The 26,210-nt window shown below is 68.6% G+C and carries 22 protein-coding genes and 1 tRNA gene; 10 read left to right on the top strand and 13 right to left on the bottom strand.

Annotated features, from left to right (window positions below):
* Positions 1-35 precede the first annotated feature (35 nt).
* A complete protein-coding gene (locus OG753_RS20720; RefSeq protein WP_405789558.1) occupies positions 36-1,394 on the top strand; it encodes a PrsW family intramembrane metalloprotease in 1,359 nt (452 codons plus the stop codon).
* Here the strand turns inward: OG753_RS20720 and OG753_RS20725 are convergent.
* The 3 genes from OG753_RS20725 to OG753_RS20735 all read right to left on the bottom strand — a co-directional run bounded on the left by OG753_RS20725 (position 1,303) and on the right by OG753_RS20735 (position 4,142).
* Positions 1,303-2,325, bottom strand: a complete 1,023-nt coding sequence (locus OG753_RS20725; protein WP_327263232.1) for a M23 family metallopeptidase — start codon at positions 2,323-2,325, stop codon at positions 1,303-1,305. The genes OG753_RS20720 and OG753_RS20725 overlap by 92 nt on opposite strands.
* A 302-nt stretch (positions 2,326-2,627) precedes the next feature.
* The gene (locus OG753_RS20730; protein ID WP_405789560.1) at positions 2,628-3,746 is read right to left on the bottom strand and encodes a PP2C family protein-serine/threonine phosphatase; all 1,119 of its coding nucleotides are present in this window, start codon (positions 3,744-3,746) and stop codon (positions 2,628-2,630) included.
* 322 nt (positions 3,747-4,068) lie between these two features.
* Positions 4,069-4,142: transfer RNA gene (locus OG753_RS20735), tRNA-Met, on the bottom strand.
* 336 nt (positions 4,143-4,478) lie between these two features.
* On the opposite strand from OG753_RS20735, the gene OG753_RS20740 reads away from it, so the two are divergent.
* Positions 4,479-5,747: a hypothetical protein gene (locus OG753_RS20740; protein ID WP_405789562.1), complete on the top strand. Its 1,269-nt coding sequence runs from the start codon at positions 4,479-4,481 to the stop codon at positions 5,745-5,747.
* Positions 5,748-5,810: 63 nt separating this feature from the next.
* On the opposite strand, the gene OG753_RS20745 is transcribed toward OG753_RS20740, so the two are convergent.
* Positions 5,811-6,335: a GNAT family N-acetyltransferase gene (locus tag OG753_RS20745; protein ID WP_405789563.1), complete on the bottom strand. Its 525-nt coding sequence runs from the start codon at positions 6,333-6,335 to the stop codon at positions 5,811-5,813.
* A 305-nt stretch (positions 6,336-6,640) separates the two neighbouring features.
* On the bottom strand, positions 6,641-7,840 hold the full coding sequence (locus OG753_RS20750) for a PP2C family protein-serine/threonine phosphatase (protein WP_405789565.1): 1,200 nt from the start codon (positions 7,838-7,840) through the stop codon (positions 6,641-6,643).
* A 204-nt stretch (positions 7,841-8,044) separates the two neighbouring features.
* Between OG753_RS20750 and OG753_RS20755 the strand changes: the two genes are divergently transcribed.
* Positions 8,045-9,313, top strand: coding sequence for a bifunctional GNAT family N-acetyltransferase/ATP-binding protein (locus OG753_RS20755; RefSeq protein ID WP_327263237.1), 1,269 nt, complete (start codon positions 8,045-8,047; stop codon positions 9,311-9,313).
* 14 nt (positions 9,314-9,327) lie between these two features.
* On the opposite strand, the gene OG753_RS20760 is transcribed toward OG753_RS20755, so the two are convergent.
* The 4 genes from OG753_RS20760 to OG753_RS20775 all read right to left on the bottom strand — a co-directional run bounded on the left by OG753_RS20760 (position 9,328) and on the right by OG753_RS20775 (position 10,817).
* Positions 9,328-9,624, bottom strand: a complete 297-nt coding sequence (locus OG753_RS20760) for a hypothetical protein (RefSeq protein WP_327263238.1) — start codon at positions 9,622-9,624, stop codon at positions 9,328-9,330.
* A gap of 62 nt (positions 9,625-9,686) precedes the next feature.
* On the bottom strand, positions 9,687-9,953 hold the full coding sequence (locus OG753_RS20765) for a hypothetical protein (RefSeq protein WP_405789568.1): 267 nt from the start codon (positions 9,951-9,953) through the stop codon (positions 9,687-9,689).
* 97 nt (positions 9,954-10,050) lie between these two features.
* The gene (locus tag OG753_RS20770) at positions 10,051-10,239 is read right to left on the bottom strand and encodes a hypothetical protein (RefSeq protein WP_280919043.1); all 189 of its coding nucleotides are present in this window, start codon (positions 10,237-10,239) and stop codon (positions 10,051-10,053) included.
* Positions 10,240-10,244: 5 nt separating this feature from the next.
* Positions 10,245-10,817 (bottom strand): DUF5994 family protein, encoded by a 573-nt coding sequence (locus tag OG753_RS20775; protein WP_327263240.1) that lies wholly within the window; start codon positions 10,815-10,817, stop codon positions 10,245-10,247.
* A 317-nt stretch (positions 10,818-11,134) separates the two neighbouring features.
* Between OG753_RS20775 and OG753_RS20780 the strand changes: the two genes are divergently transcribed.
* Positions 11,135-11,632 carry a DUF5994 family protein gene (locus OG753_RS20780; RefSeq protein ID WP_327263241.1) on the top strand — a complete coding sequence of 166 codons (498 nt, stop codon included), beginning with the start codon at positions 11,135-11,137 and terminating at the stop codon, positions 11,630-11,632.
* A gap of 33 nt (positions 11,633-11,665) precedes the next feature.
* Here the strand turns inward: OG753_RS20780 and OG753_RS20785 are convergent, their stop codons facing one another.
* Together OG753_RS20785 and OG753_RS20790 are read right to left on the bottom strand one after the other, a co-directional pair.
* Positions 11,666-11,866 carry a hypothetical protein gene (locus OG753_RS20785; RefSeq protein ID WP_327263242.1) on the bottom strand — a complete coding sequence of 67 codons (201 nt, stop codon included), beginning with the start codon at positions 11,864-11,866 and terminating at the stop codon, positions 11,666-11,668.
* 1,429 nt (positions 11,867-13,295) lie between these two features.
* Entirely contained in the window at positions 13,296-16,610 is a 3,315-nt protein-coding gene (locus OG753_RS20790) for a type ISP restriction/modification enzyme (RefSeq protein WP_405789571.1), read from the bottom strand.
* Positions 16,611-17,520: 910 nt separating this feature from the next.
* On the opposite strand from OG753_RS20790, the gene aspS reads away from it, so the two are divergent.
* Positions 17,521-18,837, top strand: coding sequence for an aspartate--tRNA(Asn) ligase (gene aspS / locus OG753_RS20795; RefSeq protein ID WP_405789573.1), 1,317 nt, complete (start codon positions 17,521-17,523; stop codon positions 18,835-18,837).
* Positions 18,838-18,901: 64 nt separating this feature from the next.
* Here aspS and OG753_RS20800 read toward each other — a convergent pair whose 3' ends face one another.
* Positions 18,902-19,636, bottom strand: a complete 735-nt coding sequence (locus OG753_RS20800) for a creatininase family protein (protein WP_405789575.1) — start codon at positions 19,634-19,636, stop codon at positions 18,902-18,904.
* Between the two features lie 18 nt (positions 19,637-19,654).
* A complete protein-coding gene (locus tag OG753_RS20805; protein ID WP_405789577.1) occupies positions 19,655-20,713 on the bottom strand; it encodes a hypothetical protein in 1,059 nt (352 codons plus the stop codon).
* Positions 20,714-21,062: 349 nt separating this feature from the next.
* Here OG753_RS20805 and OG753_RS20810 point away from each other — a divergent pair, with 349 nt between their 5' ends.
* From OG753_RS20810 to serS, 5 genes are all read left to right on the top strand, one after another.
* Positions 21,063-21,959 (top strand): aminoglycoside phosphotransferase family protein, encoded by an 897-nt coding sequence (locus tag OG753_RS20810; protein ID WP_405789579.1) that lies wholly within the window; start codon positions 21,063-21,065, stop codon positions 21,957-21,959.
* A gap of 76 nt (positions 21,960-22,035) precedes the next feature.
* Complete coding sequence (locus tag OG753_RS20815) at positions 22,036-23,286, top strand: methionine adenosyltransferase (RefSeq protein WP_405789581.1); 1,251 nt, start codon at positions 22,036-22,038, stop codon at positions 23,284-23,286.
* Positions 23,286-24,212 (top strand): aminoglycoside phosphotransferase family protein, encoded by a 927-nt coding sequence (locus OG753_RS20820; RefSeq protein WP_405789582.1) that lies wholly within the window; start codon positions 23,286-23,288, stop codon positions 24,210-24,212. The genes OG753_RS20815 and OG753_RS20820 overlap by 1 nt, the downstream gene beginning before the upstream one ends.
* A complete protein-coding gene (locus OG753_RS20825) occupies positions 24,209-24,925 on the top strand; it encodes a histidine phosphatase family protein (protein ID WP_405789584.1) in 717 nt (238 codons plus the stop codon). Before OG753_RS20820 ends, OG753_RS20825 begins: the two co-directional genes overlap by 4 nt.
* Positions 24,918-26,210 carry a serine--tRNA ligase gene (gene serS / locus OG753_RS20830; protein ID WP_405789586.1) on the top strand — a complete coding sequence of 431 codons (1,293 nt, stop codon included), beginning with the start codon at positions 24,918-24,920 and terminating at the stop codon, positions 26,208-26,210. The genes OG753_RS20825 and serS overlap by 8 nt, the downstream gene beginning before the upstream one ends.

A 26,210-nucleotide genomic window follows, 5' to 3' on the forward strand; every position in this document is an offset into this window, starting at 1 on the left:
CCGCGCGTGTCCGAACGGCTCGCTAGGGTCATGGTGTGTTCCGAGCGCCCCACCATGTGCTCCCACGTCCGTCCGGCCGGGTCCGCACGTGCGTGCTCCTCGCCCTGCTCGCCGTCACGGGGATCGCGATCCTCGAACTCGTACGGGAGCAGACCGGCACCCCCGGCTTCTTCGTCGGCCTCGGCCTGGCCCTGCTTCCGGTGGCTCCGCTCATGGCGGCCTTCCGTTGGCTGGGCCGGGCCGCGCCCGCGCCCTGGTCGCTGCTGCTGTTCTGCTTCGGCTGGGGCGCCTGCACCGCGGCACTGATCGCGATACTGGCCAACAACTTCGCCACCGAGTGGATAGCCGCGGCCACCGCCGACGCCTCCGCCGCCGACCGGCTCGGCTCGGTGGCCATCGCCCCGGTCGTGGAGGAGAGCGCCAAGGCGGCGGCCCTGCTCATGGTGTTCGTGTTCCGAAGGCGCCATTTCACCGGACCCGCCGACGGATTCGTGGTGGCCGGCTTCACCGCCACCGGCTTCGCCTTCACCGAGAACATCCTCTATCTCGGCAATGCCTTCGTCGAGGACCTGGCCGAGGGCAGCGGCGTACTGGACTCGGTGACGGCGGCGACCTTCTTCGTGCGGATAGTGCTGTCGCCCTTCGCGCACCCGCTGTTCACCGTGCTCACCGGGCTGGGGTTCGGCGTGGCCGCGGTCGGCGCCCGCCGCTCGCGCAGGATCTGCCCGCCGCTGCTCGGCCTCGCCCTGGCCATGGGCATGCACGCCCTGTGGAACGGCTCCTCGCACTTCGGCGACCACGGGTTCTACCTCGTCTACGCGTGCGTGATGGTCCCGGCCTTCGGGCTGCTGGTGTGGCAGGCCGTGCGGATAAGGCGCAACCGGTTGCGGGCCGTCGCCGGGGAGCTCGCGCTGTACGCGGCCGCGGGCTGGCTCGGTCCGGCCGAGGTGCCGGCCCTGGCCTCGATGCCGGCCCGGTCACTGGCCCGCACCCTGGCCCGGCGCAGCGGGGGCCGGGCGGCCGGACGCGCGGTCGCCCGCTACGAGGCGGACGCGGCCGCGCTGGCGCTGCTACGGAACCGGGCGCGGCGCGGCGGCCCCGTACGGGAGCGGGACTTCGCGGGCCGGGAGCGGGAGTTGCTGCACGGGCTCTGGCAGCGCCGGGCGACGGCGGGGCCCGCGCTGGCCCGGGCGGCGGTCATGGAGGAGCTGATTCCGTCGTGGTTCGACCCGCTGGAGCCGGCGGACACGCTGGATGCGGCGGATGCACGGGCGGACGTACCGGGGCCGCGCCGGACGGACCTCAGACGTTCAGGCCCTTGGACTCCAGCCACGCCAGCGGGTCCATCGTCGATCCGCCCTTGCGCACTTCCAGGTGGAGATGGGGTCCGGTGACATTGCCGGTGGCGCCGACGCGGCCGATGGTGTCGCCGGCGCCCACCGCGCCGGAGGTCACCGACATCGAGGACAGGTGGCAGTACCAGATCTCGGTGCCGTCCGGCAGCTCCAGCACGATCCGGTAGCCGTACGCGCCGGACCAGCCCGCCGACGTGATCTTCCCGGCGGCCACGGCCTTGGCCGGGGTGCCGGTCGGAGCCGCGAAGTCGAGGCCGGTGTGCTGGCCGGAGGACCACATGGAGCCGGAGTCCCCGTAGTGCGAGGTGAGGGTGTAGGCGGAGGTGGGCAGCGAGTAGGTGCCGGCCGGCTTGGCGAGGCGCGCCTGCTCGGCCTTGGCCTCGGCGGCCTTCGCGGCGGCCTCTTCCGCGGCCTTCGCCTCGGCCTGGGCCTTGGCCTCCTCGGCCGCCTTGCGGGCCGTTTCCAGCTTGTCCTTGGCCTCCTGGGCGGCGGCCTGCTGAGCGGCCTGCTCCGCATCCGCCCGGGCCTTCGCGTCGGCGGCGTCCTGCTGGGACTCGGCCTGCTGGAGGATGCGGTTGCGCAGGGCCTCACCGGCGTCCGCGCCCTGGACGGACTGGAGCGCGACGATCCCGGCCCGCTCGTCCGCCGAGCCCCGGGAACCCGAACCACCGTCCGTCTGAGGGGACTTGTCCCCGGTCACCAGGTCGGGCAGGGAAGGCAGAGAGGGCAGGGATATCGCGACCTGGGGGCGGTCCTGCGCGGTGGCGATGCCGCCGGCACCGACCGCCGCGATGACGCCGACACCGAGAACGGTGGAGCTGCGGGCAAGTCCCCCGCGCTGCTTGGCGACCCGGTGCTTGCCCCGGACCGGTCGGACCGAATCCTCGGTGGGATTCCACTCGCCCCAGGCACCCGCGGTGGGCGGCTCCTGGATGTCGATGCCTTCAGGGGCAGGCAAGTTGGAGGCCACCGGGGCACACTCCTCATCGACGCGCATGGACGCGCGCGCGCACGGTGCCGTCTCTTGCGACGGCTGGGACGACCGCGCTGCGTTATCGAAAGGTAATAGACGTAGGGGAGTGATTCCAAGCTTCTCCGCTTGATCGTTCACACCAATCAGCCACGCACTGACTGGCTTTGGCCATGACTTTCTCCAACAAACCCCACTCAACCGGGGCAAAAATCGAGCAAATCCTTTATCTCTTCAGCCACAAGGCCAACATGACGGCCCGTCAATTAGATTGCGGAGAGCACTCCCCTCCTCACGTAACGTCACATCATGTCGTCGCGGGGCACCACCGGCACGGTCCGCCTCCGCTCCGGCTGCCGTTCCCCCGGCCGGCCCACCGCGAGCAGCGCCATGTCGTCCGTCGCCCCGCCCCCCGTATGCCGGCGCACATCACTGCTCAGCGCGCTCAGCAACGCCTGCGGCCCGGAGAAGATCCGCCCGCGCAGCCGGGCCGCCGGATCGTAGAAGTCCCCCGCCCCGTCCCGGGCCTCGGTCAGCCCGTCCGTGTAGAGGAGCAGGGTGGTCCCGGCCGGGAAGGCCCACTCCTGCACCAGGTCCGGCCAGCTGCCCACCTCGCCCATGCCGAGCGGCAGGGCGGGCTCAGCAGGGGCCAGCACCGCCAGATCGCCGTTCCCGTGCAGCAGCAGCGGCTCGGGATGACCCCGGTTGAGCAGCCGCAGCACGTCCGCGCCCGGCGGGATCTCCCCGAGCACGCACGTCGTGAACCCCTCCACCGCGTCCAGGCTGTCGCGCCGGGTGCCCTCGCGGGCCAGTGCCCGCTCCAGCCGCTGCGCCAGCGCCTCCAGCGTGGCCTCGGTGTCCGCAGCCTCCCGGAACGCCCCGAGGACCACCGCGACGGCCTCCACCGCCCCGAGCCCCTTGCCGCGTACGTCACCCACCGCGAGCCGCACCCCGTACGGGGTTTCCTGGACGGCGTACAGGTCCCCTCCGATGAAGGCGTCCGCCTGCGCGGCCTCGTACCAGGCACAGACGTGCAGCCCCCCGATGCGCTCGGCCGGCTTCGGCAGGACCGCCCGCTGCGCCGCCTCGGCGATCCCGCGGGCGGATGCGAGCTGCGCACCGCTGCGCCGCACCACGCGGTTGATCAGGAGGGCCAGCCCGGAGACGGTCACCACGGTCACGAGCTCGGTCACGGCCTCGCCCCTCCAGCCGATGCCGCTGAAGAGCTGCAGCAGGAACACCGCGAGCACGGCGATCGCACCGGTCACGGCCGTGGCCCAGAGGGTGAACAGCGGGGCGGCGATCAGCGGGGCCGCGGTGAAGAGCGGGGATCCGGTGAAGCTGGGCGGGGTCAGTACGGCGAAGACCACCCCGAGGACGATCAGCGCACCCGGCAGCACCCGGACCACCTGACGGGCCACAGCGCTCCCGGTGCCGCCGCCACGGCCGGCGCCACGGCCACGGCCGCCGCCACGGCCAGTGCTGCGGCCGGCGCCACCGCCGTCCGCGCGCCCGTCGCCGCTGCCCTGCCGGCCCAGCCCCACCACGCTGTTCTCCTGCCGCCCGGTCCGTCGCACGGGTGCGGGCCCGCCGCCGCCCCGCCCCTCAAGGCTGGCGGCAGGAGGGTCCCCACGGCGAGCCGGCGGCAGCCGGACGGGTGACGGATCGTGAGAAGGGCGGCCGGACGGGCCGGAACACGACGAAGGCCCGGTTCCTGTAAAGGAACCGGGCCTTCGTACTGAGTAGCGGGGGCAGGATTTGAACCTACGACCTCTGGGTTATGAGCCCAGCGAGCTACCGAGCTGCTCCACCCCGCGTCGGTAAACACAACTCTACGCCATCCGGGGGGAGCCCTCCGCCAATTAACCGCCCACCCGCCCCCGGATCCACATAACCGCAGGTCAGAGCAGTGAAACCGGATCCGAACAGGCCCGGATCGCCCGGCAGTCGGCACGGGTCCGCCGCCCTCCGAAACGAAGATCATCTCTGTTGCGCGCCGGTGACACTGCAGGGATCGTTCCGGGATCCGCCGCGGGCGATGATTCACCTGTCGCAAGGGCCAGGGGGAACACGAACCGGCCGGCGACGACCACCACACCTCTTCCGCCTCGGCGCTCTGCCGATGCTCCTGTGATTCCTGGGGGGAGTCCACCATGTCCGTTCGCACCGCAGCCGCCATCGCAGTCGTCGCCGGCGTTGTCACCACTCTGCTGCCGCTCTCGGCCACCGCCGTGTCCGCCGCACCCGTCGCCGACGATCACGCGGTGCTCCGTACGGAGATGGGCGCTCCCGTCCCCAGCGGCCCGCTGAGCCGCGGCGGCGCCACCGAGACCTTCGACCTCACGGTGAAGAACCCGACCGGCAAGGCCGTCACGTACAAGCCGTGGATGCTCGTCGACCAGACCGGCCCGAGCCGCCTGAAGCACGACGACGTCGTCTTCAAGGTCGACGCGGTGGACGCCCCGGCGACCAAGTCCTCGGTCGGCCAGCAGGACGGCGGCTGGCAGGGCCTGTTCTACCCGGCGACGGCCGGCGGCAAGGAGAGCGGCGCGGGCTTCGACATCCCGGCGAACGGCAAGATGACCTGGAAGGTCACCATCGGTCTCGGCGCGAACTACCCGACCAACGACGGGAACTTCACCTTCACCGCCACCAGCTACAACAACTCGGTGGCGCCCGGCGGCGCGGACTCCCACCTGTTCACGGTCGACCCGCAGATCAAGGCGGGCGAGCTGAAGACCTGGTTCCAGCAGGTCGGCTCCGGCAAGGACGACCCGGAGCAGCTCGCGTACCTGAACCTGAACCACCAGGCCACCGGCGAGGGCACGTTCGACACCGCTCTCGCGACCACCCTGAGCCTGACGCACCCGGGCGAGCAGAAGGCGGACTTCCGCCTCCAGGCCCTGATCGAAGGCCGCTGGCAGGACCTGTCGGGCGAGTACGGCCGCTACGAGCTGCCGCTCATCCCCAAGGGCTTCGGTGCCTCCGCCGGCGTCCGCTCCCTGCCGCTGCGGGTCTGCCTGGGCCTGGACACCCGGCTGACGAAGAAGACCATGATCACGATGGTGGCCGAGACCGGCCACGCCGAGGGCAACACCTACCCCTTCAAGAGCAGCTCGATCGAGTTCCCGCTCACCCCCTCCACCGACCCCGGCCCGTCGGACAAGCCGTCGGACAAGCCCTCCGAGAAGCCCGCCCCGGCCCCCTCCACCACGCCCTCCACCGCCACCCCCGTCGTGCAGCAGGCCGTCGCCGCCTCCACGGGCAACACCGCCGTGACGACCACCGGTTCGTCCACCGGCGCCCTCGCCCGGACCGGCTCCGACTCGGCCACCGGCCTGTACGCGGGCCTCGCCGCCGCCCTGGTCGCGCTCGGCGCGGCTGCCGCCTGGGTCGGCCGCCGTCGCCGCACCGCCGCCTGACCCGTCCCCGTACGACGAAGCGCCCCACCCGAGCGATCGGGTGGGGCGCTTCGCGTAGCGCCGTCAGGCGACGGGATCCCGGCGGCGGGTCAGGACGCGGGTGGTGCTCCCGTCGTCCTCCCTCACGTCCCGGACATGGGTGAAGCCGATGCGCTCCAGCAGCGCCAGGGAGGCCGTGTTGGGGTCGGCCACGGTGGCGTGCACCTCGGCCAGCCCGAGGGTCCCGAAGCCGTACGCGACGATCGCCTCGGCGATCTCGGTCCCGAGGCCCGACCCCCAGGCCCCGGGCGCCAGGGCGTAGATGATCTCGTGCCCGCCGGTCTCTTCGGTCCGCTTGATCTCGGCGTGCCCGACCAGCAGGCCGTCCCTGCGCACCGCCCAGACGTCGAAGAGGCCCCCGGCGTAGACCTTCGAGAAGATCCGCCCGAAGAGCGCCCGGTCCTCGGGCTCGGTGGTGGGCCCGTCCCCCATCCAGCGCGAGACCAGCGTGTCCTGGAAGAGAGCGACGAAGCCTTCCTCGTCCTCGGTGACGTACGGCTCCAGGAGCAGGCGTTCGGTGCGCAGAACAGGGGTCGTCACAGGGGTCATGTCCGGCGACGCTACCGGCTCGGCCCGGCGGCCTCACCTGCATTACGGGCCGCCTGACCGGGCCTGACGCCCCGTCCGTCCCCGTGCCCGCGGCGGCCTCACCGCCGCTTGCGCATCGCTCACGCATTCGGCGGCGCCGACCAGGGCTTTCGGGCCCCTTGTGCCCAGCGGTGGAGCGCTGCACAGGGCCTCTGAACTGCAGGAACGACCGGCGACGGCGACGGGCTTCGTTCCGGTGGGCTCTTCCTGTCTCTCGTTGACCGCTGTTCACCGTCCCTACCAGCACATTGCGGCGCGGCCTTCCGTCATCCGCGCCACTCGAACAGGACGAGCGACGCATCGTCCGAAGTGGTCTCGCCGCGTGCCCTCTTGAGGGTGCGGGACAGGTCCCGGGCCACCCTGCGGATCCCGTGATCGGCCTGCTCAAGCTGGTTCACCCAGTCGATCAGCTGCTTCTCGCCGAACTGCTCCTGCCCGGTTTCGTGTTCTTCGATCAGGCCGTCGGTGAAGCAGAGGACGCGGTCGCCAGGCTCCAGCGCCACTGCGCTGACCTGCGGCTGGGCCCCTCCGAAGCCGACAGGGAGGGTCGTGGGGCTGTCCAGACGGCCTACGACGCGGTGCGCGCGGATCAGCATGGGTGCGGGATGCCCCGCGTTGACCCACTGGAGGCGCCCAGTGTCCGTGTCCAGGCGCATCATCTGGGCGGTCACGAAGTGGTCCGGGTCGAACTGCTCCGCGACGGCCCGGTCCATGAAGAGGTAGATCTCGGAGAGTTCGATGCTGATCCGGCGGGCGTGGCGGTACGCGCCGATGGCCACCGTGGCCATCGTGGCCGCGTCGAGGCCGTGCCCCATGGCGTCGACCATGGCGAGGTGGAGGACGTCGCCGTTCAGGGCGTAGTCGAAGCTGTCCCCCGCCACGGCGTAGGCGGGCTCCAGAACTCCGGCGACGGCGACGTGCGGCATCACCATCGACAACGGTGGCAACAGGGACCACTGGATCTCCGCAGCCACGCTCATCGGTTCACCGCGGCGGGTCCGGAAGAAGAGGTCGGTGAAGCCGTTCTTGGTCTGCAGCAGGTCGGCCGCCAGGCCCGCGATCCTGCGCAGGAGGCGGCGGGTGTCGTCGTCGACCCCGTCCAGGGTGACCGCGAGCACCCCCACCTGGTCGCCGCCGTCCAGCAGGGGCAGGTGGACCCGTATGCCGTCGGGCGTCAGGACTTCGACGGGGCGCGACTCCAGGAAGCACCGGCCGGCTTCGGACCGGTCGATGGGCTGCGGATCACCGGCAGCCCCGCCGTCGGCGGGCAGGGGGACCAACTGTTGCTGTCCGTAGTCCTGAAGCAGGATCTGCGGGTCACGTCCCCCCATGCGGGCCGTCGTCTCCGCAACCAGCGGGCCGACCAGATGGGGTGGCAGCTCGTGCGCCCCGTCCAGGAGCACCCCGAGCAGTTCCTCCCCGAAGCTCTCCGAGCGGTCCGGGTCCGCGCGGCCTCCGACGGTCATCCTGTTGCCTCCAACCAGGCGGCGGGCGGCGTCCGGCTGCACGGGCGGCGTGGCTTCCAGGATGCTCCCCGGCGACCGGGCACGCCACACGGCTTCGATGCTCCGCCCTCAACGGCACTGCCGGGGCGCACGCGGTCGCTGCCGCGCGCGGCCCGGCTCGCATCGGCTGATGATGGGAGTACGGCCGAACACGCGGAGCTGACCATGACGGCGTGGCGTGTCAGGGACTACACCCAGGACGATCTCGAATCGGTGCTCCGAGTCGACGCCGAGAGCGGCACGACCGAAGAGCCACCGCTCTTTCCGCTCTCGGACGCCGTGGCGGCCCTCCAGGCCCTCCACCCGGCGGTGGTGGCCACGGCGGACGACGTGGTGGTCGGTGCCGCGGTGAGCAGGGTGGAGGGTGAGCGGGCGTGGATCTTGCGCATCAGCATGGCGCCCGCCTGGCGGCACCAGGGGCTGGGCAGTGACCTGATCACGGCCTTGGAACACCGGCTGTTCGCCGGTGGAGTCCGAACGGTGCACGCGGCCTTGCCCGACGGCGAGACCGGTGCCGCCGCCCTGTACAACTGCGGCTTCGGCGCCCGTCCGGGCCTGGTCTTCTTCGAGAAGCGCGGGCGGGTGACCCCTCAGGCGGTCAGCATGCTCGCGTCGCTGGGAGCGGAGCTGCCGCCCGGGGGGCTGTGGCAGAAGGTCGCGGGCATGCAGCGGGAGAAGGAGCTCATCGAGCGGCGTCTGGTCCTGCCACTGGCCCATCCCGAAATGGCCGCCCAGCACGGGGTGGAGCTGCCGCGGGCGGTGATGCTGTTCGGGCCGCCCGGAACCGGCAAGAGCACGTTCGCGCACGCCATCGCCAGCCGCCTGCAATGGCCCTTCCTCGAACTGTTCCCCGCCCGGCTGGCCGCCGAGTACGGACTGGCGAGCGGGCTGAACCGGCGCTTCGACGAGATCGCCGGGCTCGACCACGTCCTGGTCTTCATTGACGAGGTCGAGGAGATCGCCGGGACCCGGAGCGGCGCGGACGCGACCGCGGTCGGCGTCGTCAACGAACTGCTCAAGGCGATCGTCCGGTTCCGGGGCCAGGACGGGCGGCTGCTCGTCTGCGCCACGAACGACGTGACCACCCTCGACTCCGCGTTCTTGCGGCACGGTCGATTCGACTACGTCCTGCCGATCGGCCCCCCGGACCACCGCGCGAGGACTGCTCTGTGGGAGAGCTACCTGGCCCGGGCGGGCGCGGAGGCCGACAGCCCGGCGCTGGCGGACGCCAGCGAGGGGTTCACCCCCGCCGACATCGCCCATGTGGCGCGGACCGTCTCCCAAGTCCAGTTCGAGCACACCTTCGACACCGGGACCCGGGCCCGCCCCACCACCGAGGACTACCTGCGCACGATCGCCGAGACCAGGCCCACGGTCAGCGCGGCCATGGCCCAGGAGTTCGCCCAGCAGACCGAGAAGTTCGCCCGCATCTAGGTGTGCTGCCCGGATCAGGCCGGGCCCGTGGCCGTCTCCTCCTCCTCGGCCTCCTCCTCGGCCTCCATGTGCCGGATTCCCTCGTGGGTGAGGGTGACCATCGCCGGGGTGTTGCCGGGTTCCCAGTCGACGGTGATCAGTCCTTCGCCCGCCAGGTAGGTGCAGGCGGCGGCCAGGTCCTGTTCCGGTACGTGGAGGTCGCGCCGCAGCTGTGCTCCGGTGATGCCGAGGAGGCGGTTGCCCTCGACGGCTTCGTACAGGACCCGGAGCACCTGGTCGCGGTAGGTCTTGCGTTCGCGCAGTGTGGCCATGACCGCGTCCTTTCGTGTGTGGGGTGGGGTGGGCTCCGGGGCCGGTCGGGGGCGGGGGCTTGTCAGATCTCGTCGGAGTGTGCGCCGGCGCCGGCGGGGGTCCTGCTGGCGGCCAGCCATGAGGGGGCGGGGCCGGAGGGTGTCGCCGTGTCCACGGTGAGGTGGAGGCGGGTGTTGCCGTCGAGGGCGGGGTAGCTGCGCTGTTCCGCGCCGGCGAAACAGCGGCGGAGCGCCTCCGCGACCGCTCGGGCGGCTTCCGGAGTGTGCGCGATGATCCGGACCTCGGCGTGCCCGAGCGAGGGCAGTGTCTGGGTCTCGATGTACTTCACGTAGGCGTGTTCCCTTTCGGAGTGGGGTGAGGAGGCCGGCGGAGCGGGGCGCCGAGGCGCCCCGACCGCTGCCCCCGGTCGGAGGAAGGTCTGTTCCTCACCGGTCGGCACCCGTGTGGTGGGCTCGACGACCGGTGTCGTCCGGCAGGCCCGGAGGCCTCGGCAGGGGGTCGCTGAAGCGGTAGGCCTCGATCCGCGCGTCGTGCTGGGCGTTCAGCAGGTGGATCCAGCGCATTCCGATGCCGATCATGAGGATGATCACCGCGATGAGGACGACGGTCTCCACGGAGCTCACCTCCAGCCGTTTCCGGACAGCGGCAGGGCGCTTCGGCCCATCGGCTCCCCGAAGGGGGACATGCAGGCCCCGCCCTCGCCCTCCCAAATGTCTTCCCGGCGGCGGGCGTCGCGGATACCGCGCCCGATGACGATTTCGTTGGCCATCAGGACGTCGGCGGCCAGGACACTGCCCGGGATCGCGGCGGCGGCCATCAGCCGGGCCGCGGCCGCGGGCTCGGACTCGGGAGGGATCACCAAGAGGTCCCAGCGCCCGACGGTGTAGGAGAGCAGGATCAGCTTGTCGGGGTCCTGTTCGGTGAACCAGCCCACGTGCAGCACGTGCCCGGCCACGGCAACCGTGCGCGGGACGACCGGCCAGCGGCTGGGGTTCACGCTGACGCGGGTGATGCGCCCCCAGGTCTCGTCCAGAGCGGCGGCGAGAGCGGGGAGCTCGGCTTCAAGGTCACGTGAGTACGGCCACCAGGCACCATCCAGCTGACCTGCGAGGGTGGTCTTCGGCGTAAGGGACAGGCGGGCCGGGCGCAGGACAACAGCCGGCTGCGCAGCGCGGTCGAGGGTCGTGGTCATGTCGCGGACCCGTCCCCGGACCGTTCGTGAACGGTCCGGTGCAGTGATCGCCGGAAACGACGTCCGCGTGGGAGCGGGTGTGCGAAATACTCCCGGTCCCTTCACCGTACTCCGGTTCGCGATCCAGGAAGCCGCTTCTGACCAGGTATTTTCCGGTGCAGTCGGCGAGAGCGGCGCAGTCGGTTCCCCTCGCCGCACTGTGAGGGTGGGCGGAGTACCGTGAAACGACGGAGACCTTCCCCAGCTCAACAGCCTTTTCGACGCCCCTGCCAGCCGTCGAACGGGGGCCGCCGCACCGCGAGACAGGCGGAATCACCATGGCCGCATCCGACAACCCCGACCCTTTGAAGCTCCTCCCGGACGCGATCCACCAAGCGGTCAAGCCGGGCGCCGCCCTGCTCCGGCTGGAAACCACGCAGTCCCGCCAAGGGCTCCTGGACGGCGCCTGGTGGCCTCGCTCCAGGAACGTCACGATCGAGCTGCCCGCACTGATCACGGCACTGACCGCGCACCTCGGGCCCATCACGCGGGTTGGCCTGGACGCCTCCGCCTGGGGGGACGTCCCGACCCGTCTGGTCATCGACGGCCAGGTCGTGCACCTCGACGCCGACCCCGTCGGCGACGACACCGTCCTCGTCACTCGCGGCCACAACGACCACTTCGCCCTGCTGGTGGTCCCCCCGGACACCACCGCCGACGCCGCCCGCGAAGCGATGGCCCGCGCCGTCCGCGCCGACAACATCACGCAGGCCACTCAGATCCTCATCGCCACCACAGCCGAACCTGAGGACGGCGCCGCCGAGGCGGCGGGCTGACCCCGAGTCCCGAGTGGCCGAGTGGTGCGCCGGTCAGAGCCCCTCGTCGTGCAGGTCCTCTTCGCGCAGCAGGTCGTCCTCGCGGCGGCGCGAGGTCTCCTTCTGGCCGGGCTTGTGTCCCTTCTGGCGGGACGACTTGCCGGGCTGGGGGTGCGCAGGGTCTCCGGGGCGATGGTGTTCCTGCGCCTCGCGTCCCTTGCCCGGTTCCTGGCGCTTGTCCTGCCTACCGTCCATGACGGCGACTCCTGTCGATGCGTGGGGTACGGATTCCTCTCCGACCACGCTGACACGCACCGCGACGGCCCGCATCATGTCGACCGCGAAGCGAGGCACACGGATGACGCCCCTCCCCGGTGTGTCAGCGCCGGGGACGGGGACGGGAGATGCTGCACAGCCGGCACCTCGACAAGGGCACCACATGGCGACGGAATGACCTGACGGACATGGTCACCCGTCCTGCGCGGCCGGGTACGCGGACTTCGTCGTCTGCGAGAAGCACACGCGCGATCCGCTGCAGCACGGACTGAAGCGCCTGGGTCGCTCGGACAGGTCTACCGCCAACTCACGTACACCGTAGCGGTCATAGAGGAGGCACTGGAAGCATCTCCCGTCCCCGTCAAGCCCGCGCAGTAGCCCTGAATGGCGCTCCGTCCCGCAGCGTCCGCTCACGCATCGCTCACACACGGGCCCGGAGACGACTGAGCGCCCCATCCGGCCGAAACCAGAAGGGGCGCTCAGGGCCAGGTCGGAGGGAGTTCCCCCGCCTGGGAGCGGTAGGCCATGTCGGACTCGAACCGACAACCAACGGATTAAAAGTCGAAAGGGGCTCGTCCAGCTCAGAGGATCTTGGTCTCGCTCGCCGACTCCTACGCAGGTCAATGGCTATGTCCCATCCAGCTGGGGCAGCCTCAGGGAGTCCGCGAGGGGGCCGATCCAAGGGCATCCGCTCCCGCAATGCTCCCGCATTACGTACGCTCTGATGCGTAAATAGAACCTGGTCAGGGTGGGTGCGGGCTGGCTGACCGGTGGCCGTGGAGGGATGCCGCGTGTCCGGTTCGGCCGGTCAGGCCGCAGACTCGCTCGGGTTGAGGGTGACGGTGTAGCCGAGCTGATTGAGCTGCTTGATGGCCCGGCGGGTGGCCCGTTCGGGGTCGCGTTGGGTGAAATAGTTGCCGCCGAGTTCCTGTAAGCGACGTTGTCGGTTAGCACTGACCTGGACATTACGAGCTCACTGGCACCACAAAGGCTTCAGTTTCGGCCGGAACGAACCCCTCCAGGCTCCCGGACCGGCGTCAGCCCTCGTCAGGGCAGACAGAATCACCTCCGGCACGCGCCAGGGAACGCACCCACTCCGCCGACGCGCACCGAAGGTGCGCTGGTTCGCTGACCTGCACATACGACCAGTTTTCGGCAGGACGATGCGCTGGCGGGCGTGGGCCGAACCTCCATCACAATCCACGAAACCGCCCGGCGCACGGGCCAGCACGCCTGTCTCGGCGACGGGTGAACGGTTCAGCCGCCGCCGGCGGTACCGGGGGAAGGAGTAAGCCCTTTCCATTCCCACGTTGGCCCACCTCTGAACTCCCTCCATCCGAACCCACCACGGTCTAACGCGGGTGGGTGGCGGACGACGCCCACGGATTCCGGAGGGGGCAGCTCGTGGTCACGAGGTGTTCAGGTCGTCGAACATTCCCCCGGTGACGGCCATGTGCGGACGTCGGTCCGCGTCGGAGGCGGGCCACCGTACGCCGACCGCAGCCAGCTCCTCGCGGGTGAAGATCTCGCTGGCGATGACGTCCGTGAGTAGGTCGCTCATCTGGTCTTCAAGATCGACCAGTTGGGTGAGGATGCTGAGCAGGTTGGTGAGTTCGGTAGACCACTGCGAGTCCCACTGAGTGGCGTTCATCTCGTCAAGGGGCGACGTAATACGCCCCTTTGGCTCCGCCAGGCGATAGTTCAGCCAGGAGTCCAGGACCTTCCTGCCTCCCACGGTGTACTCAGCTGCCTGCTTGGTGAGGTGGTCCCACCGCCCGGCCCCCACGTGGAGTGCGTGGCGCGTGGCGTCGTAGCGCCAACTGGTGGGCATGGCGCTCCCTACGGAGACGGCGTAGCTGGGGTGAGTGACGCCGATCGCCGCATCTCGGATGTCAGTGTGCCCGTCCGGGTGTTCACCGGCCTCCCCGTAGGTGTGCAGCCACTGGAAGTGCGCGCCCAGGCGGCAGCCTCGTTCCCACAGATGTGGATCCTTCGTCACAGGAACCCGCACCCCAGGCGTGCGGAGCTCGTCATCGAACTGAGCGACAAAGCCGGAGTGCCCTGCGATGCCCGCAATGTAGGCGAAGACCTCGTCGCCGGCGACAGGTGCGCCCCTACGACGTGAGAGTGCTTCGAGAAGTCCTGGAGCGACGTTCGGTGTGCCGTCAGGATGCAGTTTCGGTAGAGCACGCCCTCCGCCACTGCCGCGGAAGTGATGTACGTCGGGGATGAGGTTGGTGAATACGAGCCCGGGCCCGGTCTTCGGATGCTCGGAGTGGAGTTCAACGGCGAAGACCTGGCCGTCGACGCGCCCTTCCCAGAGGGTGGGCGAGGGCTGACTCAGGAGCCTGGAGTCGGCGATGAGCCACTGCCGGTCGAGCGTCCGGAACCCGCAGCGCACTGTACGCGCTTCGGTAAGCATCGGGATCCGGCCGAACGGAATGTTGGTTGCTTGCTCCGTGTCGGATCCAGGTAGGGCCTTCTTGGTCTTGGTCAAAGAGGCATCGCGCTTCTCCTTGAACTTCTCCGACTTTGCCGCAGGGTCGTCTTCGTTGATGACACTGCGGAGGCGAAAGTCAAGAACGTCGGGAGCAGGGGCGTACACCCAAGAGCGGCCGGCCATGACGCCGTTGGCTCGCCAAGGCAGCAGGTCGTCCACTGCCGGGTACTCGTCCCATTCAGTTCCTGCTGCGGGGGTAAACGGAGCCGTCCACTCGGTCCGGATGCTGCGCCAACGTTCGTCATCGAACGTAAGTGCCGAAAGCTCGTCGAACTTCTGCTTCCTGGTGCCGTGCACATCGATGTACTTGATGTCCGCCGGCTGTTCCGGGTCCGTCCCTTCCTTTCGCAGGAAGAGCGCGATGGCGACGGGTGTCTCGATGTTGAAAACAGCGTTCGAGGACGGGGGCTGCTTCCCCTCAGGTGTGACGTTGATGATCCAGCCGTGGGAGCAGCTTCGGCGGAGGTACTCCCGCATTCCCTTGAAGCCGGGACCCGCGAGGTAGCCAGTGGCCGTGATGAAGCAGATCACGCCGTTGCCGCCATCGCGTACGTCCGGCTGCCTTGTAGATTCGAATACCTTCCAGGTAGCCCACCGCCAGAAGTAAGCATAGAGGTTGCTCAGATGGCGTTCGTGTTTGCCGTTGCCTGCCAGTTTGAAGGCGTCAAGCGGCGGCCTCCCGGTCGCCGGGTCTGCGCCATTTTCGATCCAACCGCCGACGCCTCCTGCGTGGTCCTTGTACGGCGGGTTGCCGATGCACACCTGGATGTTGCGCTCGCGCTTCATCCGGTTGGCTTGCTGGCGTTGCTCGGCGATGAGCTGAGCCGTGAAGGAAAGTTCGCTGTTGCTTGCGCTGTAGGGATCTTCGAGGGTGTCGGCAACGAAGAGATTGAGCCCGTCCGTGGGCAGGTCGGCTCCTAGGTCGCTGATCGTTGAACTGATGCGGAGCTCGGCAACGGAGAACGGACCGGACTGAAGTTCAATGCCGTACATGCGCGAGACAGCATTACTGACGGCCTCGGGTGCGGCTCCCTCGCCGTACTGTTTGGCGGCTTCGCTTGCCACATGCCGCAGGATCGACAGCGGGTAGGTTCCCGTGCCCATCGCAGGGTCGACGATGCTGACGTGAGGGTTGCGGAATCCCTCAGGCTTCCCCATGTGCTTCTTGAGAGCCAGATCCGTGAGCCGGACCATTGCGTCCACCACAGGGACCGGCGTGTAGTAGGAGCCGGAGCTCCGGCGCTTGTCCGGGTCGTACGCGGCAAGGAAGTCCTCGTACAGATGCAGATAAAGCTGGTCACCGCTCTGGCCAAGCCGGTCCCAGTCCGCGGCGGCGAGGACGCGAACGATGATCTCTATGGCTGTCCAGGTCGGAGTCTCCTCGACGTGCTCAGTGAGCAGATTGAGCGCCCTGCCCATGAGCGAGTGGTGACCTTCGAGCTGGTGCGCGATCTCACGGATCGGCTCGTTGTCGAGGTCGATCCCTTCGCTGAGCGCGAGGAGGAGTGCGAAGACGACCGTCTGGGCGAACCCGTCCGAGAATTCGGAATCGGTCGCTTGCGGGAACAGCAGCCTCCGCCAGTCCTTTGAGATGCCCGTAAAAGGCATTCTATTGGCATCGGCGCCCGCCTTGATGGCTCGTCGTTCCGCACGCAGCCCCTCGTGGACCTCCTCGCGAAGAAGGCGAGCCAACGGAGCCAGTACAGTGACCAGTTTGGGCACCGACGAGATAGGCGTGGGGGACCACTGCAGAAAGGCGTTGACGATCAGTTCAAGTCTGCCCGGTGCGGTCAGGCGTCCGGTTTCGCGGGCCAGGTCGACTCGGTGGACGTAAACAGGGGTGTCAACGAGTTCTCCGAAGCGCCAAAGCCGAAACTCCGTACCATTCGTGTGGAGTAGGTTGGGAAGTTCACGGAGGCGCTGCCACTGCTTGTAATTGTGGGTTGAGGATCCGTACGACGAGGGATCGAGGCTGACGCCGGGAGCCTTCAGCTCGACATGGCCGACTAGGACCCCATCGACCCTCACTCCGAAGTCCGGGCGCACGGCTCCATCGAGTTCGGCGACCTCGTTGTGCGCTATTGCGGTGAGACCGAGCAAGGCGCCCGCCTGCTCGACGAAATTTGAGATGGGAGTGACGAGAAGGGCCTCGCGCTCCCCAGGCCCGGACAGCCGCTGTTTGGCGTCCTGACCGTAGGCCGCGACCACTTCTTCGAAATTCATCCGCGACTTCCCCGACAGGTAGACAATGAAAGGCGCCGTCCGACCTGCGGCGATGGGACTGTCGAGCTCGCGTCGCAGCAGGAGTGAGGGCACCTTTAGAGAGTCAGACTCTACTGGATGTGACCGCGAGTTGTCAGCTGCTGTCGGAGTTGAGGTCAAGCGTGCACGTCTGCCCCGAAGGCCGTGTTCCAGTTCCGGATCCCACCGAAAGGCCATCCGCGCCGCTGGCGATCGCAGTGAATCCGGCGCAAGTCAGAGAGGGGTATTGAACTTGATTGGGTGATGTCGGAGCGTTCGCCTCAATTCGTCAGCGTGACTGCCGTGGCGTGAGGTGGCTGATTCATCCCTTTTGTTCGGGCGGGCCTCGAGCGGCCTTCGCGTGTCGTTGCGGCTGCGTCCGGGTTCCACGGCTCAGGAGGGGTGCGGTGGCACTCCTTGCCTGGTCAGGTGTCGTGGCCATGGTCACGACACCTGGGCGCCTCTGGGGAGGGCCCACTGGCCAGCGTCGACGACGAGCAGGTTGCTGGCGAGGACTTGGAGTGATCTCCTTCGGTGCCGCCTCGACAGCGGCGCCATTCGGCCAGTTCGTGCGCCATCGCCGTGATTGCGTTGCGGGGGACTTGCGGGGTCCCTATTCTCGTGGGCAACGCGTAGACGGAGATGAGTAGCCACGGATCACGCGAGCAGAGAGAGCCGCCGGCAGCTGTGAAGGCGGACTCGCACCCATGGTGAAGACCCTCCCGAGCGCGGGGAAGAAAGGCCCCCGGGCCCAATGCCCCGCCGGTTTGCCCCCGTCATCGGGCTGAATGAGGCCGCCGCTGTCTGGCGGTGGCAAAGGCGTGGTGGCACCGCGAGTACCCTTCTCGCCCACGCTTCCAAGGGATCATGACGACGCCCCTGGAGGGCTGCGATGATCCACACCACTAGCCGCGTACTGGCTTCTGACCTACGCGCACACCTCGACCAGACCGTCACCGTCTCCGGCTGGGTGAACGCACTCCGGCTGCAACGCAAGATGCAGTTCGTCATCCTGCGGGACCACTCCGGCATGGCCCAGGTGACCCACAAGCGCGACGGCGGCCCCCTTGAAGCCGTCATCGAATCGCTCACCCCCGAGTCCGCAGTCCGGATCACCGGCCGCGTCGTAGAAGCAGCCCAGGTCAACCTGGGCGGCCTGGAGATCGTCCCCGAGACGATCGAGGTGCTGAACCGGGCGGAAACGCCGCTGCCGATCGACGAGCACACCGGCCCCGAGCACCGGCTCGACTGGCGGTTCCTCGACGTACGCAAGCGGGCCACCGCGCAGATGGTGTTCGCCGCGCAGACGACCCTGGAGCAGGGGCTGCGCGAGTACGCCATGCAGAACGGCTGCACGGAGATGCACACGCCGAAGCTGATGGGCACCGCCTCGGAGTCCGGCGCGGAGGTGTTCAAGCTCGGGTACTTCGACCGCTCGGCCTACCTCGCGCAGTCGCCCCAGTTCTACAAGCAGATGGCCGTGGCCGCCGGCATCGACAGGGTCTTCGAGATCGGACCCGTCTTCCGAGCCGAGCCGTCGTACACCTCCCGGCACGCGACCGAGTTCACCGGCGTGGACGTCGAGCTGTCGTGGATCGACGACGTCGAGGACGTGATGGCCTTCGAGGAGCGGATGCTCGCCCACGCCATCGCGAAGGTCGCAGAGGTCCACGGCGAGGCGATCCAGGAGATCTTCGGTATCGAGGTCGTCGTGCCGGAGACCCCGTTCCCCCGGATCACGATGGCCGAGGCACAGGAGATCCTGCGAGCTGGCGGCTGGGACCCCGAAGGCGTCAAGGAGGACCTGGACCCGGAAGGTGAGCACACCATCGCCGCCCACATGAAGGAGCTCACGGGCCACGAGTTCGTGTTCATCACGCACTACCCGGCCAGCATCCGGCCCTTCTACCACATGCGTCCGGCGGACCGGCCGGACCTCACGCTCAGCTTCGACCTGCTCTGGAAGGGCCTGGAGATCACCACCGGGGCCCAGCGTGAGCACCGCTCCGACGTGCTGCTCAAGCAGGCCGAGGAGCAGAGCATGGACACCGAGCCGATGCAGGACTACATGAACATCTTCCGCTTCGGCTGCCCGCCCCACGGCGGCCTCGGCGCCGGCCTGGGGCGGATCCTGATGGTCATGCTCGGCCTGGACTCGATTCGCGAGGCTGCGTTCCTGTTCCGGGGGCCGAACCGCCTCACCCCCTGAGCTGTGGTGGCTCCTCGGCATGGCCCACGACCCGGGTAGAGAGATGCCGCCCTGCCCACTGCCTTCAGCAATCTTGGGGGTTTTCTTCAACAACTCCGCTAAGCAGGCTGAGGTGTGCGGCGAAGCCGATCCTCAGGCTTTCCAGCACGGCCTTGCCCTTGGCCTCAGTTGCGTAGGACGGATAGCCAATCACTCCGGAGTCGGAGTACGCGCTCATCCCCTGCACGAGGAGGAAGGGGCGGGCGCCGCCATCGTGGTCCGCGTCGGTGTAGCCCTCCCGCACCAGCTCTGGGGCGGCGTGCAGGAGGATGGAGGTCTCGATCTCGCCAGCGTGCATGTCGCCGTGCCGGTCCGAGGTCAGTCCTCCGTAGTCCCGCGCGCGGTCCCAGTCCAATCCGAGCGGGAAGAGGGACACAGCGGGGCCGTCGACGTTGGCCTCCTGAGCGATATTCGACAGGACGTAGTTCCCCCCGTGCCCGTTCACGATCACCAGCTTGGTTATGCCAGATCGTGCGAGGGAGGCTCGGATGTCGTCGACCACGGCGAACAGTGTCTTGGCGCTGATGCTGACGGTGCCTGGGAACGATGCGTGCTCGTGACTGCACGACATGGTGATCGGGGGGAGCAGGTGCACGGGGTAGGCGTCGGCGATCTCCTGACTGATGATGCAGGCGATAGCCGTGTCGGTGATGAGCGGTAGGTAGCGGCCGTGCTGCTCGAAGGATCCGATTGGGAGAACGGCGACACGAGGCTGCTGCTCTTGGACGTCTGTGCTCGTGGCGGTCGGCAGCAGGTTCACAGCACTCCCTCAAGTCGGCTAGGGAGCGACTCTCTTCATGGTGTCCAGCTCCCTGTTCAATTCTGAAACTTCCACTAGCTTGTGCCAACGCGCAAGACGCGTCTGAAGTCGGTACAGCTCGTTGAGAATGCGTGCCGAGCCTGTTCGTTGGGCGATCCCGAGGGCTTGCTCAGCAGCCTGGTGGGCGCCTTCAACGTCCTCGAGGATGGCGTTCGCCGTAGCGAGCCTGGCGAGGCATAAGCCGCGGTCGCGTTCCTGCACGGCTGGCCAGTGGCTCAGGCTCTCCCGGTAGGTCTCCACAGCTTGGGTGGGCCGCTCCAGGCGCACGTCGCAGTTCGCGCCCTCCATCTCGATGTACGCCACCGAGCAGTACCCAGCCATGGGGTCTGCGTCATCGCCTCTGGCGGCAGCGACGAGGGCTTGGTCGATGGCGCGAGCGGTCTCGTCATGTTCTCCGAGGCTGGCCTTGCTGTTCGCGAGTTGGCGCAGCACGACGGCGTGGACCCGGGGTGAGAGCTCCGCGGCGTACCGGAGGGCGGCGCCGGCGAGCCCTGCGCCGTGGCCTGCGTGTCCTGCCTCGGTGGCGATGTTGCTGCGACGCTGGAACAGGTACGCGATCAGCATCGGGTCACCCAGCTCTTGGGCGTACTCCATCGCCAGGCCGGTCCACCGCATGGCCTCGTCCGCGCGGCCTGTGTCCTGATGCAGCCAGCCCAGGAACTCTGTGTATCTCGCGCCGATGCGCAGCACGTCTTCGCGTAAGGGGCCGTACGCATCTCGGCACATCTGCTCGATGAGGGGCATCTGACTCTGGACAGGGGCCATCAGGAATTGCGGGCCGACAAGCGGCTCGGCCTGCGCGTGTTGGTCGAGGAGGGACGTCAGGTACCGCAACATCTCGGGGCTGACAGGCACGGGGAACTTGGTCCGCAGGAAGGACACGGCCGGGTGCGGTGTCTGGCCGCCCAAGAGGAACTCGGACCCCGGGAAGCCGAGCTCCCGGTCCGTTGCCTGGTACGCCTCACGGAAGAGCGGCTGGTGATCCGCGCTCACCGGGCGCCGGCCGTTCTCGTACATGGAGATGAGCGTCTTCCAGCTGGCCGCTGAGGGCGATTCGACGCCGAGGCGCTCAGCGGCGCCGACCAAGGCGTCAATGAGGTCGCCCTGTCTCCATCCGCGGCTCTGCCTTACCTCTTGGAGCCTGCTCCTGGACTTCATCGCTCCCCCGAAACACCTCGCGGTCCGCCCCTTCTCATCATGCTGCCAAAGGGGCCTCTGGCGTGGGGAGTTAACAGTTAACGGAGCCCCTTGTTAACCCTGTCCACTGCCGAGCTGGGGGGAGTCGGGCTTACTTGGCGCAAGCACGGCGGCGGGTCACCTCGCCTCCGTCTGTACCACTCAAGCGGACACGGAAGGCGGAGGTGAGATGGGGTTCAACGTTGAGGCGACCGAGCTAGAGACCGAACACCGTCTCGGTCCGTTCGGGTTGGCGACCGTCAAGCCGTACTCCAGGACGCGGCGGTCGGTGGACGGCAGTGCGCTGATGAAGGTCTACCTCGGCATAGACCCGGAGGGTCGGCGCCTGCGTGAGGTCGAGACGGTCGGGCTCGCTGCGATTCGAGGCTTCTCGGTACCGGCCGTCCTGGCCACAGACCAGGACAGTTCCGGTTCCTGGACCGTGTTCCGGATGCTGCCCGGGACTCCTTGCTCGATCGGCACGGACAGGGCGATCGAGGAGTACCTCGGCCACGTTCTTGATGTGGCTGGCCGGCTGCACCAGCGTGCTGCTGGTCTCCCGCCCGGGTCTGGCTGGACGGCGGGTCCAGGCGACCCTGCGATGCAGCACTACTTCCTCCTGGCCCAGCTCTCCGGACGCTGCAGGACCAGGCCCTGGTGGGCGGCGATGGAGAAGGCCCTCCAGCCGCTTGAGTCGCATTCGGTCGTCCACCTCCATGGAGACCTCAAACCCGAACACCTGCTGGTCGACGGTGAGGGCCTCCATGTCGTGGACTGGGAGGCCAGCGGACGCGGTCCGGCTGTCGTGGACTACGCGGACGTGGTGTTTCACCTCATCCGCGATCTGATCTACGAGGACGCATTGCCTGGCCGCATCCCAGTCGATCGCATGGCAGAGCTGCCGCTGGAGGGTCCGGTGCTGGCCTGGCGCCTCCTCCTCTGGCTCGATCGGCGGCGGCCATCGGACCTCGACTTGATCTCCACGCACGACGTCGACCGGCTCACTGCCGAAGAACATCCCGCAGCCGCATGTATGGAGCTTGCTCGGGTCGTCTCGTTCCTTCGTGCCGCTGGCGTTCCCCGCTGAACCTCCGCTCTCTCGCTCGACCAGGCGCGCTGACGCCTGCGCTCACCCCTTCTCCGATCCTGATTGGGAGTTCGTGATGCCTCGTACGAGCACGACCATCGGAAACAGCCACCTCGTCATCGAGACCGGCAGGGCCACGCCGGACGCGACGACCATCGTGGAGCGCAAGGGCCTCGGCCACCCGGACACCCTGGCGGACCATCTCGCCGAGCGGCTGTCCCGCGCTTACAGCCACTACACCGTCCAGCACTTCGGTGCCGTCCTGCACCACAACTTCGACAAGCTCGCCCTCCTCGGTGGGGCCAGCGAGGTCCGCTACGGCGCCGGCGGGATGACGTCCCCCGTCCGCGTCCTGGTTAACGGGCGAGCCGCGCCCATGTGCGGCGGGGAACGGATCCCCGTCAAGGAGATCGTCGAGGCCGAGGTCGGGGCCTTCTTCGCCGAGCGGCTTCCCGAGGTGTCGAACCACCTCGACATCACGTTCAACATCACCAGCAATTCCAGCCCGGGCGCCGTCCTCACCGGTGACGGAGTGCCGGACCGTACCCGCTGGTTCAACCCGCGCTCCATCGACGACCTCCGCGAGCGGCGGGTGCGGCTGTCCAATGACACGTCCCTCGGGACGGGCTGGGCGCCGGAGAACCCGTTCGAGTCGTTCGTCCGCGAGCTGGTGGACCACTTCTCCGGCAAGAGCGACTTCACCCTCGCCCACGCCTGGTGCGGCTCCGACGTCAAGCTCATGGGCTACTGGGATGGAGACCGGGCGGACGTCGTGCTGTGCGTCCCCCAGAAGTCGCGCCATGTCGCCAGCCGGGCGGAGTACGTCCGCAACTCGGAGAGCGTTCTGGCCGAGTGCCACCGGCTCGCCGCCCTCCGGATGTCCGGGGCGGAGACCCGCTTCCGGCTGAACGCCCGGGACGTGCCGGAGAAGGACGAGCTGTACCTGACGTACACCGGCAGCTCCATCGAGTCCGGTGACGAGGGCGTCGTCGGCCGAGGCAACCGCGTGAACGGCCTCATCACGCCGCTGCGGCCGATGAACCTGGAGGGGGCGAACGGCAAGAACCCCGTCTACCACGTCGGCAAGCTCTACAACATCGCCGCGCAGCGGCTGGCCTCCAGGCTCCACGAGGCGACCGCGGGCCACGCGGAGGTGCACCTCGTGAGCACCACCGGGCAGCGGCTCGATGAGCCCTGGCGCATCCTCGTCCGCCTTTCCGCTCCCGACGCCGAGGTCGACAAGGTGCAGGCCCTGGTCGCGGAGATCCTCACCGAGTTCCCGGCCCTCACGGACGAACTCGTCTCCGACGGGATCGTGCTGAGCTGATGCCGAAGCGGACGCTCGGAGAGATCCCCGCAGGTTGCCGGCGGCGCCTGCTCGCGCACTACGGCAACGGAGCCGAGGGCTGGCTCGATGCAGCCCCGGGCCTGCTAGCGGGGGCTGCGGAACGCTGGGAGCTCTCGCTCGGGGACTACTTCGACGCCGGACACGCCTCGGTGATCGCCACGGCGACCGACGTCGACGGGCGTCCGCTGCTCCTCAAAGCTTGGGTCGACCCCGACCGGTACCGCCATGAGGTGGACGCTCTGCGCCTGTGGGCCGGTGGACCCACGGCAGACGTCTTGGAGGCTGCGGACGATCTGGCTGTGGCCGCCCTCGAACTCGTAGGGGGGCGGCCCGGGGGAGCGGATCGGCCGGCGCGTGAGACGCCGATGGTCGCCGCTGCCCTCCAGGGACTCCACACCCTCGGGCGGCGCAGAAACCGACCGAACGACTTCCCCCGGCTCGCCACCTACCTCGATGGGGAAGTCCTCCCCCGGATCCACCGGCGGGAGCATGCTCTCGACACTGGCGCCTGGCGCCCTCTCGTTGACGCCACGCTCCCGGCACTCACCGATCTTGAGGAAGACCCGAGCCGGGCGACGGTCCTGCACGCGGACCTGTACCGGGAGAACGTCCCCTTCGACTGGCTGGCGCACCCGCGCCTGATCGACCCGCTCCCCATGGTGGGTGACCCGGCGTTCGACTGGGCGTTCTGGACCGTCTACTACGACCTCGCCCGCGGGACCGGGGAGCGGCTGACCACTGCCTCACGCATCTCCCGGATCCCCATCCCCGTACTCGCGCCCTGGTGCCGCCTGCTCGCCCTCGACGGTCTCCTCTTCTACCTGGAGACCGACGACCCGAGAGCACCGCAGATGGCGGAAGTGCTCTCCGACCTCTCGGCATCGACTCCATGGAGCGGAACGTGACCACCTACATCGTTCGCCACGGCCAGACGAACTACAGCAAGCGGTACCTCGTCAATGGCGACCCGACCAAGCACATCCACCTCAACGAGGAAGGCCGGCAGTCACTGAGCCGTGCCTGGACCATCCTCCCCTTACACTCCGTGTCCACGTGGCTGACCAGCGAATTCCCGCGAGCCAAGCAGACGACTTCTCTTCTGATGGGCGTTCCCGCAGCCACGCTGGTTGTCGATGGCCGGCTGAACGAACTCGACTACGGGGAATTCGAGGGCAGCCCGTTCCTCGAATACGCGGTCTGGCTCGACACTCACGGTGCGGGGCAGCGTCCACCCGGTGCCGCAGAATCCCAGCGCGAGGGCATCCGGAGGATGCTCTCCGGGGTCCTCGCCGCCCTGGAGCACCCCGGTCCCCGTGTACTCGTCAGCCACGGTCTGCTCGTCTCCGTACTGCTCTGGCACCGGGACCGCTCGCCAGGCGACCCCATGCCGCTGTTCTTCCCGGAGGCCCCGTACGTCGAGCCGGTCGCCTTACCCGATGACGAGCTCCCCATCCTCATCACGGCACTGTTGGACGATCTTGATACGAGCGTTCACCGCGAATCAGCCACCGATGATGACTCGACGATATTGCGGATCAGTGAGGGGTCGACGGTTGCTACCGTCGATGCGGTATCCCCATCCCACTCGCTGGATAAAAAGGATCTTCCTCATGCATGACGCCCGCGCCCTGATTGAAATGGGTGCCGAAGCAGTTCGTCGGCTCGCTCGTCGCGGTTACTCACTGGACCTGTCCCGGCTGGAAGACCTCCAGTCCCGGCGCAACCAGAGCATCCGCTCAGCCGACGTGCTGCGGGCGGAGGCCAAGCGGGTGGCGAGCGAGGTCCAGCAGACGGCCAAGCAGGGCGGCGACATCTCCAAGCTGAAGGAGCGTGCCCGCGAGCTGAAGGACCAGATCCGGGACATCGATGCCGAGCAGGAGCAGGTGCAGGAGGAGCTGACCGAGCTGCTCCTGACCATCCCGAACCTGCCGGACGACGCGGCCCCGGACGGCGACTCCGACGAGTTCGCGGTCGAGGTCCGCCGCGTCGGCACCCCGCCGGCCTTCTCCTTCGAGCCGAAGGACCACGTCGACCTCGGCGAGAGCACCGGCATGCTCGACTTCGCGCGGGCGACGAAGCTGTCCGGCCCCCGGTTCGTCGTCTCCCGAGGGGCGGGCGCAGCCCTGGAGCGCGCCCTGGCGACGCTCTTCCTCGACATCCACACCCGCCGGCACGGGTACGTCGAGCACGCGGTTCCGTACCTGGTCAGCCGCAAGACGATGACCGGCACCGGACAGCTGCCGAAGTTCGAGGAGGACCTGTTCAAGACCGGCGTAGCCGACCGTGAGCTGTTCCTCATTCCGACGGCCGAGGTACCGCTGACCAACCTCTATGCCGACGAGATCATCCCGGCGGCCGACCTGCCGCTGTCCCTGACCGCGCACACGCCGTGCTTCCGGTCCGAGGCGGGCTCGTACGGTCGTGACACCCGGGGCCTGATCCGCCAGCACCAGTTCGCCAAGGTCGAGATCGTTCAGATGGTCGACCCGGCGGACGCGGACGCCACGCTGGAGACGATGGTCGGCCACGCCGAGGCGTGCCTGAAGGAGCTCGGCCTCGCCTACCGCGTCGTCAAGCTGGCCGCCGGTGACACGGGCTTCTCCGCCCAGCTCACGTACGACATCGAGGTCTGGATCCCCAGCCAGAACACGTACCGGGAGATCTCCTCGATCTCGAACTTCGGCACCTTCCAGGCCCGTCGCGCGAACATCCGCACCCGAGGCGAGGACGGCAAGCCCAAGCTCGTCGCCACCCTCAACGGCTCCGGCCTGCCCATCGGCCGCACCGTGGCCGCGCTCCTCGAGCAGTGCCAGCAGCAGGACGGCTCCCTCGTCCTTCCCGAATCTCTCTTCCCGTACCTCGGCTTCCGCCGTATCTCGGCGGACGGAACACCGGAGGCATAA

It is taken from the genome of Streptomyces sp. NBC_00029 (assembly GCF_045160505.1).
Classification (GTDB): domain Bacteria; phylum Actinomycetota; class Actinomycetes; order Streptomycetales; family Streptomycetaceae; genus Streptomyces.

Bases quoted from the DNA above. Each gene is read 5' to 3' on its own strand.
- OG753_RS20785 (WP_327263242.1), bottom strand. From the start codon at position 11,866: ATGGACGGTAGGCAGGACAAGCGCCAGGAACCGGGCAAGGGACGCGAG.
- OG753_RS20780 (WP_327263241.1), top strand. From the start codon at position 11,135: ATGGCCGCATCCGACAACCCCGACCCTTTGAAGCTCCTCCCGGACGCG.
- OG753_RS20745 (WP_405789563.1), bottom strand. From the start codon at position 6,335: ATGACCCCTGTGACGACCCCTGTTCTGCGCACCGAACGCCTGCTCCTG.
- OG753_RS20815 (WP_405789581.1), top strand. From the start codon at position 22,036: ATGCCTCGTACGAGCACGACCATCGGAAACAGCCACCTCGTCATCGAG.
- OG753_RS20760 (WP_327263238.1), bottom strand. From the start codon at position 9,624: ATGGCCACACTGCGCGAACGCAAGACCTACCGCGACCAGGTGCTCCGG.
- serS (WP_405789586.1), top strand. From the start codon at position 24,918: ATGCATGACGCCCGCGCCCTGATTGAAATGGGTGCCGAAGCAGTTCGT.
- aspS (WP_405789573.1), top strand. From the start codon at position 17,521: ATGATCCACACCACTAGCCGCGTACTGGCTTCTGACCTACGCGCACAC.
- OG753_RS20805 (WP_405789577.1), bottom strand. From the start codon at position 20,713: ATGTACGAGAACGGCCGGCGCCCGGTGAGCGCGGATCACCAGCCGCTC.
- OG753_RS20820 (WP_405789582.1), top strand. From the start codon at position 23,286: ATGCCGAAGCGGACGCTCGGAGAGATCCCCGCAGGTTGCCGGCGGCGC.
- OG753_RS20775 (WP_327263240.1), bottom strand. From the start codon at position 10,817: ATGACCACGACCCTCGACCGCGCTGCGCAGCCGGCTGTTGTCCTGCGC.
- OG753_RS20750 (WP_405789565.1), bottom strand. From the start codon at position 7,840: ATGACCGTCGGAGGCCGCGCGGACCCGGACCGCTCGGAGAGCTTCGGG.
- OG753_RS20790 (WP_405789571.1), bottom strand. From the start codon at position 16,610: ATGAATTTCGAAGAAGTGGTCGCGGCCTACGGTCAGGACGCCAAACAG.
- OG753_RS20755 (WP_327263237.1), top strand. From the start codon at position 8,045: ATGACGGCGTGGCGTGTCAGGGACTACACCCAGGACGATCTCGAATCG.
- OG753_RS20740 (WP_405789562.1), top strand. From the start codon at position 4,479: ATGTCCGTTCGCACCGCAGCCGCCATCGCAGTCGTCGCCGGCGTTGTC.
- OG753_RS20810 (WP_405789579.1), top strand. From the start codon at position 21,063: ATGGGGTTCAACGTTGAGGCGACCGAGCTAGAGACCGAACACCGTCTC.